Source organism: Sphingobacterium sp. MYb388 (genome assembly GCF_037479535.1).
Taxonomy (GTDB): Bacteria; Bacteroidota; Bacteroidia; order Sphingobacteriales; family Sphingobacteriaceae; genus Sphingobacterium; species Sphingobacterium anhuiense.
Genome location: NZ_JBBGYV010000010.1, coordinates 123,621 through 140,792 on the forward strand (window position 1 = coordinate 123,621; position 17,172 = coordinate 140,792).

Sequence of the window (17,172 nt, forward strand, 5' to 3'; positions counted from 1 at the left end):
TATATCATGAGCAATATAACAATAGTGTTATAAAAAAGTTAAATTTCAAATTATAAATTTTATAAATTGGCAATTGTCTCAAAAAAAACTAAATTAGCTGATTCCAAATGAACTTGTTTAATCAACCAAATAAGTTTTAAGGGATTGAATTTAATAAAACCAAAATATGAGTCTACAAATCAAATCATTTGAAGAATATCAAGACGTTTATAAAAAAAGTGTAGAAAGTCCGGAAACTTTCTGGGGAGAGATAGCGGAAAACTTTTTTTGGAAAAGAAAATGGACAAATGTTCTGAATTGGAATTTTACAGAGCCTAATGTAAAATGGTTCGAAGGTGGAAAATTAAATATTACAGAAAATTGCCTTGACCGCCATATCTATAATTTAGGGGATAAACCTGCGATTATTTGGGAGCCAAATGATCCAAATGAATCGCATCGCATTTTATCTTACAAACAACTTTTACAGAAAGTTGAGCAATTTGCCAACGTTCTAAAAAATAACAATATCCGCAAAGGAGACCGTGTATGTATTTATTTACCAATGGTTCCCGAATTGGTTATTGCGACTTTAGCCTGTGCACGTATCGGTGCTATTCACAACGTAGTCTTCGGAGGTTTTTCGGCTCAATCTATCGCTGACCGTATCAATGATGCGGCCTGTAAAGTAGTTGTGACTTCTGATGGTAGCTACCGTGGTCCAAAAGTATTAGAATTAAAGAGCATTGTTGATGATGCATTAATGCAATGTGACTCTGTTGAAAAAGTCATTGTATTAACAAGAACACGTACACCAGTCTCCATGATTAAAGGTCGTGATGTATGGTGGGAAGATGAAATTAAGAAAGTAGAAACACAAGGAAATCCAGCTTGTCCCGCAGAAGAAATGGATTCAGAAGACACATTATTTATCTTGTATACTTCAGGTTCTACAGGCAAACCAAAGGGTGTTGTCCATACCACTGGTGGCTATATGGTTTATACTGGTTATACTTTTGCAAACGTATTTCAATATCAGCAAGGTGAAGTATACTTCTGTACTGCAGATATTGGCTGGATTACAGGTCACTCCTACATTGTTTACGGACCTCTTTCACAGGGAGCTACTTCATTAATGTTTGAAGGTACACCAACCTATCCTGACGCTGGCCGTTTATGGGATATCGTTGATAAATATAAAGTCAATATTTTATATACAGCACCAACAGCTATCCGTTCACTGATGGCTTTTGGAGACTCATTTATTGATGGAAAGGATTTGAGCAGTATCCGTAAACTGGGATCAGTTGGTGAGCCTATCAATGAGGAAGCTTGGCATTGGTATAACAATAAAGTCGGTAAAGGAAAAGCTCCTATTGTTGATACCTGGTGGCAAACTGAAAATGGCGGTATCTTAATCGCTCCTATGGCTGGTATTTCACCAACTATACCAGGATATGCGATGTTACCATTACCAGGGGTTCAGCCTGCACTTATGGACGAGAATGGAAAAGAAATTGAAGGAAATGATGTTTCCGGAAATTTATGTATCAAATTCCCGTGGCCAGGTATGTTACGTACCACTTGGGGAGATCATGAGCGTTGCCGTCAGACCTATTTTGCAACTTACGAAAATATGTATTTCACAGGTGATGGCTGTTATAGAAACCCTGAGGGTTATTACAAAATCACAGGTCGTGTGGATGATGTATTAAACGTATCTGGACACCGCATCGGAACTGCTGAAGTAGAAAATGCAATCAATATGCACTCTGATGTTGTAGAATCAGCTATTGTTGGTTACCCGCACCCCGTAAAAGGACAAGGTATCTATGCTTACGTTATTGCCAATCATCATATTGATGAAGAAAGTACACGTAAAGATATCATGCAGACGATTACAAGATTGATTGGTGCTATCGCAAAACCTGATATCATCCAATTTGTATCAGATCTTCCTAAGACACGTTCTGGAAAAATCATGCGTCGCATTCTTAGAAAAATTGCAGAGGGTGAAAGATCCAACTTGGGAGATACTTCCACTCTTCAAGATCCAGCTGTAGTTGAAGCAATCATTGAAGGTGCAGAAAAAATGAATAAGTAATTATATTATATTTCTAACTAAAGAAGCCTGCGCGTGCGCAGGCTTTTTTAGTTAGATCTTTTATCTATATTTTTCAAGAAAAAAAATAATATAGAAATGAGAGCTTGATAAAATCAAGTAAAATAGACCTTTGAATCGAAATCCTCACCTTAATCATAAGAGATATCTGCGCATACAAAAGTGAGAACTATTTAAAACAAATATCCAAATTAGTTAACGCTGTTTTTAGTTTAGCTATATTCTGTATTGAAAAAGTGACTTTCTTCTTATTCTCAAAACAGAAAGTAACAATATAATTTGAACTAAAAATGTAAGACCAACCGTACTTCTTGCTATATCTTATTCCCCAGCCACCAAAATATCCTAAAGCAGATATGCTATCAAATTTGCAACTGTCAATTTTTTTTAAATCATACTTTCTATTAAAAAAATAAAAAAATGAATTTGTTAGAATAACATCATCGTTCAAAATTAACTTAGATCTGCAAATAAACAACAAAATACCTATAATTATAGCTGGAATGTGGTAGTACAACGACATCACATCCATTTTTAAATAATATATTGTTAATACCACATATTGAATAATATATATAATCAGAATAAACTTAGGAAGTCTATGTTTTTCCTCAAAAATGATCATAATAAAAATACCAAAAAACAAAGTGTATGGAAAAATATCATGCCTTTCTATTCTGTTTGAGATAAACAAAGCGTCAATTTACTTCTGCAGATTTGTTACAACCAATTTATAGCTTTATTATTCCAAAAACTAATTGGTCATTATATCACTGTCAAATCTTGATTTTTTAATTTTTTATCGATATTAAGGTAATTAATTGCTGTAAACAAAATAATAAACACATAATAGATGAGTGGGATTGTAAAAAGAACATATGCATTCAATATCTTATCCAGAAATGCGGGCATAGTAATATTTAAAAGACCTGTCAGGAAAAGATATGAAATAGAAATACTTAAAAAAAATAAAGCCAACGCGTGTGCTGTTATCATTTTTCTTAATTCCTTTTTATAAAAGTCGCTTTTGTTTTGTTTAGTCGAACCAATTATTGCTGGCACTAAAAGTCCTAAGAGTGGATTCACAAATAATAGCAATGATGATAAGTAAAGTCCTTTAATACTTCCCGTTTGATCCTTGTCTATACTTATTTGGTTTACATTTGGCATGATTAATTGCTCTAAAGGTATTTCTAATACCTGACTAATTTGTTTTAAACTAAATCCACTAATTTCTTCTGTTCCCTTCTCAACTCGTTGTATCGTCCTTAAGGAGACACCAGCCACCTCTGCCAGATCCTGTTGTGTCAGTCCCCTCTGCTTTCGCATGAATTTTATCTGTTCTTGAATATTTTGTCTTTCCATAAGACGAAAGTGTAAAATGTTATTTATATAATGAATTATAACATGTGCCAAAAATATGTCAAAAACATGCAAATGCATTTAAATGCATTTAAAGGGGATTATTGTATTAGAATACCTTTGGAGATAAATATTTTAACATTTGATAATTATTGATATTCAACTTTTCTATTCCATAAAATGTCGTAATCGTCTATCCAAAACTTGTTTTATGTTAGATGGAAAGGAATTATAGACTTTGATATACCTTTCAAAATCCTGCTTACTATTTACTTGAAAATTATATATCTGAATAATAACATCGCTAGATATGTGTTTCTTCATAAATAGAATTTCTTGAGTAATCAATTCATTTTTCACAAGATCTAGCCAAGGTTCATGTAACGTTGCGCTAACTATCTTGGCTTCATCGTACATTTTATGCTCAATATAATAATTCTCTACCTGTTGCAAGCTATCTTTCTGATGTCGGTTTTTATGCTTAAATCCATCTAATAAATCAAGGTATTGACAATACAGCTTATTATTTAATCCATTAGATTTTACCCACATGTGAGTAGGTTCGTCCGCCACTTGATTAAATAATATCTCTTCCAACTCGTCCTGATTATAAACTTTATCGAACGATAAGTTGTATTCATTGGCCTCTTCATTGTCTAACCAAAAAGTCGTTGATAAAAAATATTTTGGGACTCCTAACTCAGGCTGTCGTGAAAATCGTTCAATATCTTGAGGTCTAAGTAAGTCCCTTTTCCATGAAAACACCGCTTGATAAATCCCTTTTGGAAGATTCTTTATAGATATGTTAAAATCATTACTATTGAGACTATCCGAAAATACCTTTCCTCCACTATTTAAGTGATAAAAATCGATATAAAATGGTGGACTAACATTGAGATTGCCTGAAAAATAATTACTATTTGAGACGTTACAACTGACTAAATAAAAAATTCCAAAATAAATAAAAGAATATCTCTTAAAAATAGTCCTTTTAAAACACCAAATGATATCTTTAAACATTATTGCACTGTAATAATTTAAGAAACATTGGATTGAGAATTGAAAAAAGTTATAGCAAGCCAAAGCAGTAACTTTTTTTATAATTTCAAATCTACCCAACAAATTCCTATAACATATTAAATTAAGTATAGTATTGCTATGTAAATACGTCCACAAAATCAATCATTAATTATATTGTGGACGTATTTATAAAATTCACCCTTCAATTAATAAACAAAAGAAAAATAATAATTAGGATCTTCTACACTAGTAAATTGAATACCCGGACCAAAATTTTCATCTTTTATAAATGACAATTTAAAATCGTGATTTATCATCTTTTTGAAGAATGTTTGGTTCATGTATGGCACCATTATTCCTCCATTATTTGTAGTATTTTTGACAGAAAGGAAACGTATTGTACCATTCTCAAGGTCGATTGAATAATTCATTACATATCCACCTATAAACCTTGTATTATCTTGATAAATATACCCATCCATTGTAATCAATTTTTTAGCATCATTGAAGTTATAAAAAGATTCACCAACGGTTAAGTTATACCCTCCTGTTTTTGAAAGCCGTACATATTCATTCCAATCAACAGAATAACTGGTAGACCATGTTTTTAGCGGAAGATAAGAACTATAATTATAGACACCTGGTTGGTACATATCTGTAATTGCAGTTCCTAGTTTATATTGAGGAGGTAGCAAATATTCTTCGGACTTATTAATAGTGAATGACTTGCCAGATACAGAATGTAATTTATAAACACCATTTTCCTCAGTAACATTAGTAAATTTTTCACCATCAAAAGAGACATCACCTAGTAAAATCAGGTTTTTATTAAGGCTGTAAAAATATGGAATTTGAACACTTTCTACCTTACCATCAATCATTGCCATAAGATTTATCTGCTTGGCAGCAATATTTAAAGTAAATTCACAATTTGCCTTATTTAAAGAAACTACATTAATTCCTTCTTCAAAATAAGTATTTACATCTTCAATACTAGTCAATAACTTTTTAGTTAAAAAAGCATTTTCCTCAGCAGCCGTAGCTTTAACCAATATAAGAGGCTGAACAAATTTACGCCCCTGAAAAAATAGTGTATCTCCATGAGTCTTAACATAATCATACTCATTATCGCTACCCAACCCCTTACCTGGTGCACCTCCGTACACGTCAGGATTAGGATCTTGTAGCTTGGTTATATAATTATATGTATCGAAAGACAAAGTTGCATACATGATTTGGCGTATACGATAGGTAGACTCTTTTATTTCAGAAGCACTCGTTTCGTCCAAATCAGCAACCATTTTCAGCCTGTCATTTTCACCAAATTTCATATAAAATCCATATCCTCCATTGCTAATAGAGGTAGTTGTGTAGGCTTTCCATCCATTCGCTGCAGCTACCAAAGTATTTTTCACATAAGCTAATGTATCCGCAATGCGTTGCGTGGGATCCCCAAAAATGGGATCGATCTCTTTTGGTTTACTACAGCTAATAGTTAATAAAACCAAAAACATTAAATAAAATATATTTTTCATAACTTAATATTTTCTCAAATTAACTTTCCCCATAAATTTCACGCTCGGATCCTCGATATTTTTCAATACAAAATATTGTAAATAATCAGTTGGATTAACGGTTAAATCCACACTCTTCCATTCGGCTGAAAAGTGAGTACTACCAAGATAATCTAGTAGTGGTTTAGTGTCACTTATAACCCAAGGAACATTACCATTATCATAAATTGTACTTGTTCCTTGTACAGCTGATTTCGAGATTTTATAACTATTATCGGCATTCCTCACAATATCAAAATCATAAGCGGCATTATAATTATTATTATCATCTCCGAATCCTATATTTAGGGTTGCTTTTGTTGCGGAAACGAATTGAAACACCATTGTCTTAGTTCTCCATCCTCCTAATTCGTCAAGAATATTCATAAAAAGATCTCGTTGTTTTATAGAAATTGTATTTTCCAAACCCCAAGTGTTACGGATATCCCAATCCAATGAACCTAGATAATTACTATTAAGTGCCGTTGCAGCAGAGTATCTTGTTGATTTATATGTTTCGCTCATTATACGCTGAAATTCAATTTGCAATTGCGTAACATCAATATTAAAGTTTTGCATCATATAGTCCCGAACAATTGACTCCTTCTGTTTAAATTTAGGATAGGCATCTTTTCCACTATTGTACGCAAAATCATCATAATACAATTGCCCAGCTACTATCAAGTGAGATAACACTTCCGCAAAATCTTCACCTATGGACTTACGGGCATAGGGAGTAATGAAGCCAAGAGAACGTGCCAATGCTGTAGTATTCTCTTGTGCAGTCCAATTCGAATAATAATCTCCCACACTTACCCTTCCATATTCGCCAGGAATAAATCTATTTTGATTCAGGATATGGGTAAACTCATGATGGATTACCTGTAAATTCCCAAGAACAGAATTGGCGTTCTCAGTACTAAAGTTATTTATGCCATACAATGTAATCCTTCTTCCTCCATCTGCGGTACCACCTTTTACAGAACCATCTACATCATAATCACCTGATCCAAATAAGGCAAATTGTTTGGGTGTATAAGTTTTAATAAAAGGAATACCCCCGATCTTTTTGTAAACATCCAAAAAACCCTTAATAACAACGTCCATTTGTGGAATGACTTTAGCTTCATCTGCTGGAGCTATATTTTTATTGATATCATGCATATTACGCTGATACCGGTAAACCACCTCAATATTATAGGGATCTGTTAAATTAGTTGTAATCCATTTATCAATTTCCCCGGGTACGAATGTATCGTAATTTTCAATTTTCACATTGAGTTTTTCCTCCTTTGTACAAGAGTATAAGCCAGTTATTAAACTAACTAGTATAAATATTTTTACTGTCGTTTTCATAATTTACCTTGGATTTTGTTCAACACCGGACAGTTTCGCTTCTTCCGGAATTTGGAAAACGCGTCTTGGATCCTCTGGTTTCAATTCTATATAAGACTCACTTTCATCATTTGCTATGACAAGGTGCTTTACCGTAATTCCCTTACGAATAATATCCAACCACCTTAATCCCATAGACATAAAACCGACTTGTTTAAATTGTAACACCGTTTGAATAAGGGCTTCCTTATCATCCTGTACACCAAAAAACAATTTGGATTTTTCTGTAGTTACGGCATGGTTTGCCGGATTGTAATTCTCAATTCGGTTGCTTGCCATTAAATTCATATCGGCTATACCAGCTCCAGTATTTCCGAGCTCTAAATATGCTTCTGCTCTATTCATCAAAGCTTCATCCGTAATTAAAACTGGAACCATTAACATGGGGAAACCCGTATTGGCAGTTGTATTGGTGACATACCAATATTCTTTCCATATATACGTAGTATAATGAGGGGCACCATAAGAAACTCCAAAATTATAAAATTTACCACCGGCTGCTGTATTGCCATTATATATGTCTTGAAATACGTTTATACCCATAGCATAACGATTATTCCACCACCTCTGATAGCCACTATAGGTTTCATTTATTAATAAATTATAGGGCTGCTCGGCTTTTGCGAAAACCGTGTGCACCTCTTCAAATGTCATTTTTTTAAATGTTGAATTATAAGGGATCAGCTTGCCCGCAAAATTGCCACCTGCAAAAATCTTATTTGCATTGTCAATGACTTTCTGCCATTCGCCAGTAAACAAATAAAATCTCGTAGCGAAAGCATGGGCCGCAGCGGGCGTGAAATGGTATTTAGGTACTGTCCACTCAGCAGGGTTAGCATCTAAAAGGGCTAGTCCTTCTTCTAAATCCTTCCGGATATTTTCATAAACAGACTGAACTGTCCCACGATCATACTTTTCTATAACTTTTGTTTCTGGTTTTGTTACATAAGGGATTCCTGGAGACGTATTACTTTCTGGTTTTTTATGATCATATACTTTTGCAAAAAAGTTGACAAGCATAAAATGTGCATATGCACGTGCTACTAATGCTTCTCCTTTATATGCCAAAACCTCGTCTCCAAAGTTATTTGATTCAATTGCATCCAAAGCATGATTTGCTGCAGCAATAGCTTCATAACATTTATTCCAATAACCAGTAGGTGTATCAGAACCGCTATCTTTAACATCTTGCCAACGGTACAATGCTGGAACCGGTTGATATAAATCTCCTACACCTTTGTCTTCCACATTGTCTGAATAAGTCTCAGCCATAGCAAGATAATTATTAAAAGGATAGGCAGAAGTAATGAGTCTCTTAACTTTATCGACTGTATTAATTTCTGCACGCATATCCGGTTGTTGATCCAGATATTTACTACAACTGCCGAATAACAATGTCGATGAGATTATTAAATATTTAAAATTTGAAAGTTTCATAGTTTAGTCTTTTAGAATCCTAATTTTACAGATAATGTCACTTGTTTCGGAACTGGAAGAGCTACGCCTCCATTGCTATAAAACTCAGGGTCGACACCGTTTAACTTTTTGTCCGAATGCAGCAACCAAAGGTTATTACCAACCAAATTGAACTGAGCGGTTCTAAATTTAATCTTAGAAACTAATTCTTTTGGAACATTATAACCTACGGAAATCTGTGATAAACGAATATAATCACCCTTAGCTACACGTTCGCTAGAATAGTTGTAAGCGTTATAAGTATAATTTGATGCGTTACGATCGCCATTGGAATTCTTAATATCAAATTCGGAAGTTAATCCATCTAATGTAGAAGGGATGACTGTTAGGAACTCATCACCTTTAAAAATAAAGCGGTTAACTAAATCTCTTGATACATTATACATATCCAAATAAGTTGCTGAATATGTTGGCTGCAAACGTACTTTACTTCCAAATGCAAATTTTAACAAAAACGACAAATTGAAATTTTTATATTCTAGACGGTTATAATATCCTCCAGCAACGGTTGGATCAACTGGACCTTCATATTTTAAGAAATTTGTTTCATTATCCTGCAACCAAAAGTAAGTCTCACCAGGAGTTCCATCCGTTCCAATATAAGTGGGATATCCTCCATTTGTTGCCAATTTATCAAAATCTATTGAGTATAATCCGCGATGAGGTCGTCCAAGCATAGCGCCACCTTCAGCAGAAACAAGATTCCAGATATTACGTGTTACATCAAGTTTTGTAATTTCAGTTTTATTAAAACCTAAGGTAAATTGTGTCCGCCAAGTGAAACCTTCTGGATTTTTGAAAGGATAACCGCCTAATTGAATATCTATACCTTGGCTTTTCATATCGGCATAATTGGCTAATTTCTCAAATTTCCCTCCGATACCCGATGTGCGTATTGGGCCAATTAGATCAAAGATATTACGCTTATAGTAATCAAAATTTAGATCAATTCGATTGTTCAAAAATGATAAATCCGTACCAATATTCAATTCGTACATCTTTTCCCATGTCAATTCTGAATTTTCTAAATCATCGAGGCTGATTTTTCCTTCTTTTTCTCCCTCAAAAGGTCTATACGTAGTAGCATTATAGAATACTGCTGAAGAATTGGATGCATTCCCCATGTTAGCAACTAAGCCATAGGTTCCACGTAATCGCGCACCAGAAAGAATACCATTGTCCTTATTAAAGAAGTTTTCTTGATCAATATCCCAAGCTCCAGACAGATTCCAAGTAGGTAACCACCTTGCCACATTTGTCCGTCCCATTTTATTGGATCCATCATAACGTGTGGTAAAGTTAAATGAATACTTATTCATATAGTTGTATGCACCTCGAATAGCATAAGCAATCTTACGATCATAAGTATAATTCATCGCGAACGGTTTATCGCCTGATTCTATCAATTTTTTATAATAGCGAGAACTAGGTAATACCAAATTACCATTACCATATTCTATACCTGGCCCGTTAAAATCATGACTTTGCTTATCTCCAAACTGAAGTTCGTATGTACCAAATAGATTTAAAGAATGGTCATTCCAGGTTTGATTATATTCCAAATTATGGCGCATATAATAACTGATCATATTATTATTTGCCAAATTGAAAAATCCACCATTTGGAAGGATAACATATTTATCTGTATTTGGAAAATCAGGATCTGCATATAAAAACCTATTTCCACTGTTTACAGTTTGATCTTGGTTCGCCCGATATGCTTTTGATAAATTAGCATTCTCTGTAATCATATGCTGCCTTTCCGAATTGTAATAACGATACATACCGTTTGCAGAATAAGTTAAGGAAGGTAAAATTTTGTAGGTAATCCCCGCCTGAACTTTGATATCCATTAATTTGAGTTTGATATAGTTATTATCTAACTCATTTAGAATATTGAACGGTGCATAATCCCGAGTAAAAAACTCACGATCACCATTTTCATCAAAAGCCGTAATTATCCGACTGGTATTTAAGGAATAAGAATATGGATTGATATCAAAATCACGCGAATAGCTTCCATACACGGCATCAGAGTTACGGTTCAGCGTACCTGGAGCCCGTTGATCTCTAATATTTCCCTGAAAGATAAACTCTGTACTTAGTTTATCACTGATTTTATAATTATTTCGAATATTAGCAGTAAAACGTCTCGCTTGATTACCAAGCGTGTAACCTGGATCATTCATAAAACTAGTAGAAGCATAGGTTTGTGCTTTACTTGTACCTGAACTCATACTCAAAGAATGGTCATGTGCTATATTACTTTTAAACAGCTCATCAAACCAGTCCGTATTTGTATTAGCGTAACGTTGCAAAAACTCATAGCGGGAAGGGGCGTCATTACGTAACGCATATGAATCCGTTTTCGGATCATAATCATACATTAAATTATACATTTTATTAAATACTCCTCCTGTAGGGGCTCTTGAAACTTGTGAATGATTCAGATACCCTTTATTCTCCATATCAATAATCAATTGCATCTGCTCTGCAGAATTCATGATATCAAATTGATTATAATTAGGTTTAATGTAAGTTGTAAAATTACCTGAATAATTAAAATTAACTGCACCGTCTGTATTGCGCCCTCTCTTTGTATTTACTACTACAACTCCATTCATCGCTGCTGCACCATACATTGCTGTAGCGGCAGCATCTTTTAAAACTGTAATAGATTCAATATCATCTGGATTTAAACCGGCTACGGAAGATCCTAATAATGTGTTGGCATCACCTGTTGAAAGTGCTTCATTCGAAATATTAACAGCTTCGTCCAAGATAACACCATCAATAACCCAAAGGGGTTTATTATCTCCCGTAAGAGAAGTTGCTCCACGGACACGAATCTTAGGTGCAGCCCCAAATGTTCCGGATACATTTTGTACTGAAACACCAGCAACCTGTCCTTCTAACATTCTCGATATATCTGGCACTCCTGCGCGCTCTGCCTCTTTAGCATCAATTTTTGATGATGCCCCTGTAAACAGCTTGCGATCCAAATTTTGATAACCTGTTGCTACTACATTAACAATGTCCAATTGTTGTTCTGTACGATTCAATGTTATTGAAATAACATTTCTTTCATTAATAGCCGTTTCAATTTGAGTAAAACCTACATATCGAATAATTAAGGTAGCATTGGCAGGAGCATTTATTTTAAAATTACCACTATTATCTGTTTGTGTTGAAACGCTTGTTCCTTTAACAGTTATACTCGCTCCTGTCAAAGGTCGCCCTTCCTTATCTTTGACTGTTCCACTAACGGTATTTTGCAATACAACCTCTGAGGTTTTATTACTACTTTTTTCAATATTATTGATAGTAATCGTATTGGCAATGACTTTATAGGTATAGTTATTATCACTTAAAACTTCTTCAAGTGCATCTTCAAGACTTGCGTCTTTTAAATTTAGACTTATTCTCTTCGCACCTCTAGTGACATCGTCACTGTAAAGGAAACGATGCTTTGTCTGTTTGCCAATAGCTGATAACGCATCTTCGACCCTAACATTTTTGAGTTTAAGGTTGACCTTTTGCGCAATCCCTTCAGCCTGGACACCAGTAACGAAAGCAAACATTAAAAAGGTACTAATTTTCATAATACGTAAAGGTTTGCAAAATAACGAGTCTTGAGAATCCCAAGGTCGTTTTTTGCCAAATGGTAAGTTATTCATACATTTACATTTGGTTAATGAGTTAATTTTTCGGTTAGCTTCTTAATTAAGAATAGATACAGGGATGCTGCAACATCTCTGTATTTTTTGTTTAATAATTAGGTTTAGTATTTATTCTCCATATCGTGTTATTTATTTTTAATAATTAATTGATCTCCATCTATCTTAAACCGCAAATCACTTACATATTCTAACATCTCTAATACCTGCGAAAGTGGAACATTGCGATCAACTGATCCGGTGATTGCTTTATTTCTATTGACCCCTTGGTCAAATTTAGCTTCTACATCATACCAATTAGATAACTGATCGACAATGGATTGAACATTATCTTTATTAAAATAAAATTCATTATTATGCCATGCCAGGTCCTTTGCCAAATCTGCATAACCTTTATTGAGTCTTCCATCAACAAATTCTGCAAACTCTCCTGGCTGTAATATGATAGCAAGATCAGCATTGGACACTTCAACTTTTCCTTCTTCCAAAGTTGTTCTTACTTTTTTACTATAAGCGTCAACATTAAAATGTGTACCTAAAACTTTAACGTCAGTACCATTCGCTTGGACTATAAAAGGACGATCAACATCTTTAGATACTTCAAAATAAGCTTCGCCATCCAATTGTACCTTACGCTCTCCTGATCCAAAAGACTCAGGGAACTTCAATCTGGACATCGCATTAATCCAGACCTTAGTACCATCTGATAGTTCGAGCTTATAATAACCGCCTTTCGGAACAACTAAAGTGTTATACCTGAGTTCTGCACCTCCATAATGACCTTTTACATACTCCAGCTGATCATTGCTAAGCTTAATGTTATTGGCTATTTGCCCGTTATTACGATTACTGAGATCAAAAGTTTCACCATTATCCAATATTAACAAGGCATCATTTGAAGCTGGCTTTATATCATTTTTATGTTTGGTAGATTGGATGGCAATTATCTTTGAATTCTTAGGTGATTTATTTTGATATAAAAAGAGGAAACACAAGACTAAACATGAGGCAATAAGTGGAATCCAAATTTTAAGATTAAAATTATTTTCAACTTTTTGCGTGCTATTTTGCTTTTTTTCTAAATTATTCCAAGCTTGCTCAACATCAATTGATCTTAAAAACTTTAAATCTTCTTCAACTTTATGGGATTGCTTAAAACTAGCGTACAATTTTTTGTTTTCATCCGTTAAATTTATCCAATTTTCAAGCACAGTTTTTTCTTCAATAGACAGTTCCCCGACTAAAGATTTTTTGATGATTTCAGCAATAATAAAAGGTTTACTCTTCATAATATATAATAAAGAAACTTTGCTCGCCCGAATGGGTGACAACAATTTTTAAAAAAAGTAAATTTCTTGAAAGAATAAAGTGAAACAGGCTTATAGAGATTATATAACACCATTAACATAAATATATAACAGTGATTCATAAAAGATATGAACCTAAAAAAATAACCTGCTTTTGACTAATAAAATACTGGTAAGAGAAAAATCAATTTGAGTTTGATCTATATAGAATGCGGGAAGCATCTATCGAAACATGTTATAGAAAATCAACGCTAGGGGCAACAATTCAGGATTCATTTTCTTCATAATTGTTTTTAACCCACGTTGCTTTTGAGTTTTCACAGTATTAACACTAATATTTAGCTCTTTAGAGATATCCTGATTACTTAATCCTTCAAAGTATCCCATTTTAAATACGATACGACAGCCTTCAGGCATGCTTTGCATAATTTTATGAACCTCTGCGATAACTTCCGAATGAATAATATCTAATTCTAAAGAATCGTTGCTGCACTCATTAAATGGAGAATTTAACCAATACTTCTCAACAACCCTTTCTTTCCGCTTGCTATTTAAAAATGCATACCTCACAGAAGTATAAAGGTAATTCTTTATAGCACCCTGATGTGTAGAAATATGATCTTCATGGTTATAATAAGAAATGAATGCATCCTGTGCCAGATCTTCAGCTTCTGTAGCGTCCCCACATAGCTTCCATGCAAAATGACATAGGCTTCTATAATGTTCTTCAAATAATTGTTTATGGACGTTACTGTTCATTTAAAACATAAATTTGGTCAAGTACAAATTATTAATTAGGTAGTTTTTAAACGGTTTAGCATGTTAGTTCAAAACGAAGTTAATGTTAAATTTTGTTAAATGCTATAGTCATTCGAAATTAATTTCTCATAAAATTACACCTCCAATTCAGAAATAACCGTCAATTTTTCTTATATTGTAGCCTTTCACAAATATTAAAAACAAAGACTAAATGCTATTTACCGTTCTAATAGGACTAATAACATCGAGCCTTATTGTTCCATTTGGCAAATTCGTAAAAACTAAATGGGGAATTATTCTCGCATTCATACCGCTACTTTTATTTCTTTATTATCTCCAATATCTACCATTAATAAATTGGGATAAATCATATGTGCAGCATATTGATTGGATACCCTCACTAGGTATAAATTTTGATTTTAGACTAGATGGATTATCACTCCTATTTTCTTTATTAATCACCGGAATCGGAACCTGTATATTTTTTTATGCTAAATCATATTTAAAAGATGATCCGTATGTTGATCGCTTTTTCGGATACTTATGTATGTTCATGTCGGCCATGCTCGGCCTTGTACTGTCTGACAACATCTTTCTATTATTTACCTTCTGGGAACTGACCAGCATCAGCTCGTTTTTCTTGATTGGTTTTAATAATGAAAAAATAGAATCTAGAAAAAGTGCCCTGACAGCATTAAGCGTAACTGGACTAGGAGGCTTCTTTTTATTGGCAGGTCTTGTTCTAATCGGTAATATTGCCAATACCTATTCCATCTCCGAGCTCGTAAGTAAGGCTCAACTAATTCAGGAACATCAGCTATTTCCTTATATATTAGGTCTTATCATCTTAGGTGCTATGACCAAATCTGCACAATTTCCATTTCATTTTTGGTTACCTGGTGCTATGAAAGCGCCTACCCCAGTATCTGCTTACCTGCACTCAGCAACTATGGTAAAAGCTGGTATCTACCTACTTGCACGTTTTTATCCCATTTTAGGCAATAATACAGCGTGGACGTATAGCCTCATGATTATTGGTGGAATCACAATGCTATATGGAGCTTTTCATTCTCTTTTTAGAACTGATATGAAGGGCGTACTCGCTTATTCAACCATATCGGCATTAGGTATTTTAGTTTTTTTGTTAGGTCTTGGCACCCAAGATGCCATCATCGCTGCCTCTGTTTTTATTGTTGTGCATGCACTATATAAAGCAACATTATTTTTAATTACAGGTATTATTGATCACGCCACCCACACTCGGGACCTATCTGTACTGCAAGGATTGAGAAAGGTTTTATTACCTGTTGCAATTGCTGGTTTTTTAGCCGCTATATCCAGTGCCGGAGTACCTTTAACATTTGGATTTATTGGAAAAGATTTAATATATGAAGCGACATTACATAGTGAAAAACATTTAGCTATTTACCTGACTGTTGCAGCAGTAATAACAAATATTCTATTGGTATCTGCGGGTTTCATGGCTGGTATCAAACCATTTTTTGGGAAACTTCCTGAAAATTTTGAGAAAATAAAACTTCCTGCAAAATCGCTTTGGATACCTCCGTTTATACTTGCACTCTTAGGAGTCGTTTTTGGTTGTTTCCCAACTTTTATTGGCGATCTGATCGCACAACCCACCGTAAATAGTATCATGTCCGTTAAAAGTGATTTTCAACTTAAAATATGGCATGGATTTAATACTATTTTGCTATTAAGTGCCATAACTATAGTACTGGGCACAGTTATCTATTTTATCAATAAGCCAAGTGAACATAAATTAAAATGGATTGAACAATTAAATTTCATAGCGCCGATTACCATTTTTCAAAAATGTTATCGGACCATTTACAATTTCTCGACAAGTTATTCGCATTATTTCCATAACGGATATCTTCGCTCTTACCTATTGAAGATCATCATATTTGCAGAGGTTCTTTTAGCTTATCAACTTTACCTTGGTGGCCCACTACATATCAACTGGGAACTACTATCAGCAGTAAGCGTATACGAAGTGGTTACTATTCTGATCGTATTTGGAGCTGTCGCTCTCACCTTGAGCACTTCTTCAAGGCTAACCGCTGTAGTTTCAACTAGTGTCATTGGATACGGTATCTGTTTACTTTTCGTATTCTACAGTGCTCCGGATTTGGCTATGACACAATTTACAATAGACACGCTAACAGTAGTTCTATTTGTTCTTGTTCTCTTTAAATTACCTCCATTTCTAAATCTTGCCAATAAAAGAGTACTGATAAGGGATGCGGTGGTTGCCATCATATTTGGGATAATCTTAGCTTTGGTGGCCATTCGCGTACTACATGTTCCTACGAATATTGCGATAAGTGACTTCTATGGTAAAAATGCATATCTATTAGCGAAAGGTAGAAATGTCGTAAATGTACTGCTTGTTGACTTCAGGGGGTTTGATACCATGTTTGAAGTTGTTGTATTATCGATCGCTGCATTAGGTGTGTACAGCTTATTAAAATTACGTTTAAAATCATCGGAGAAAGAATAAT

10 protein-coding genes are annotated in these 17,172 nt (G+C 34.2%); 2 read left to right on the forward strand and 8 right to left on the reverse strand.

The features are described from left to right. The first annotated feature begins 166 nt into the window (after positions 1 to 166). Positions 167 to 2,083, forward strand: coding sequence for an acetate--CoA ligase (acs, locus tag WH188_RS23510; protein ID WP_132769128.1), 1,917 nt, complete (start codon positions 167 to 169; stop codon positions 2,081 to 2,083). A gap of 783 nt (positions 2,084 to 2,866) precedes the next feature. Here the strand turns inward: acs and WH188_RS23515 are convergent. From WH188_RS23515 to WH188_RS23550, 8 genes are all read right to left on the reverse strand, one after another. Then, positions 2,867 to 3,466, reverse strand: coding sequence for a helix-turn-helix domain-containing protein (locus tag WH188_RS23515; RefSeq protein WP_165905857.1), 600 nt, complete (start codon positions 3,464 to 3,466; stop codon positions 2,867 to 2,869). A 165-nt stretch (positions 3,467 to 3,631) separates the two neighbouring features. After that, the gene (locus tag WH188_RS23520; RefSeq protein WP_132769132.1) at positions 3,632 to 4,483 is read right to left on the reverse strand and encodes a hypothetical protein; all 852 of its coding nucleotides are present in this window, start codon (positions 4,481 to 4,483) and stop codon (positions 3,632 to 3,634) included. Positions 4,484 to 4,689: 206 nt separating this feature from the next. Continuing rightward, complete coding sequence (locus WH188_RS23525; RefSeq protein WP_132769134.1) at positions 4,690 to 6,018, reverse strand: DUF4302 domain-containing protein; 1,329 nt, start codon at positions 6,016 to 6,018, stop codon at positions 4,690 to 4,692. Positions 6,019 to 6,021: 3 nt separating this feature from the next. Then, positions 6,022 to 7,392 carry a substrate import-associated zinc metallohydrolase lipoprotein gene (locus tag WH188_RS23530; protein ID WP_168127579.1) on the reverse strand — a complete coding sequence of 457 codons (1,371 nt, stop codon included), beginning with the start codon at positions 7,390 to 7,392 and terminating at the stop codon, positions 6,022 to 6,024. A gap of 3 nt (positions 7,393 to 7,395) precedes the next feature. Next, complete coding sequence (locus WH188_RS23535; protein ID WP_168127580.1) at positions 7,396 to 8,868, reverse strand: RagB/SusD family nutrient uptake outer membrane protein; 1,473 nt, start codon at positions 8,866 to 8,868, stop codon at positions 7,396 to 7,398. An 11-nt stretch (positions 8,869 to 8,879) separates the two neighbouring features. After that, positions 8,880 to 12,584, reverse strand: a complete 3,705-nt coding sequence (locus WH188_RS23540) for a SusC/RagA family TonB-linked outer membrane protein (RefSeq protein WP_132769140.1) — start codon at positions 12,582 to 12,584, stop codon at positions 8,880 to 8,882. Between the two features lie 128 nt (positions 12,585 to 12,712). After that, positions 12,713 to 13,873, reverse strand: a complete 1,161-nt coding sequence (locus WH188_RS23545; RefSeq protein ID WP_339424692.1) for a FecR family protein — start codon at positions 13,871 to 13,873, stop codon at positions 12,713 to 12,715. A 240-nt stretch (positions 13,874 to 14,113) separates the two neighbouring features. After that, complete coding sequence (locus WH188_RS23550) at positions 14,114 to 14,650, reverse strand: RNA polymerase sigma factor (RefSeq protein WP_021190428.1); 537 nt, start codon at positions 14,648 to 14,650, stop codon at positions 14,114 to 14,116. Positions 14,651 to 14,861: 211 nt separating this feature from the next. Here WH188_RS23550 and mbhE point away from each other — a divergent pair, with 211 nt between their 5' ends. Beyond that, a complete protein-coding gene (gene mbhE, locus WH188_RS23555) occupies positions 14,862 to 17,171 on the forward strand; it encodes a hydrogen gas-evolving membrane-bound hydrogenase subunit E (RefSeq protein ID WP_132769144.1) in 2,310 nt (769 codons plus the stop codon). Position 17,172: the final 1 nt, after the last annotated feature.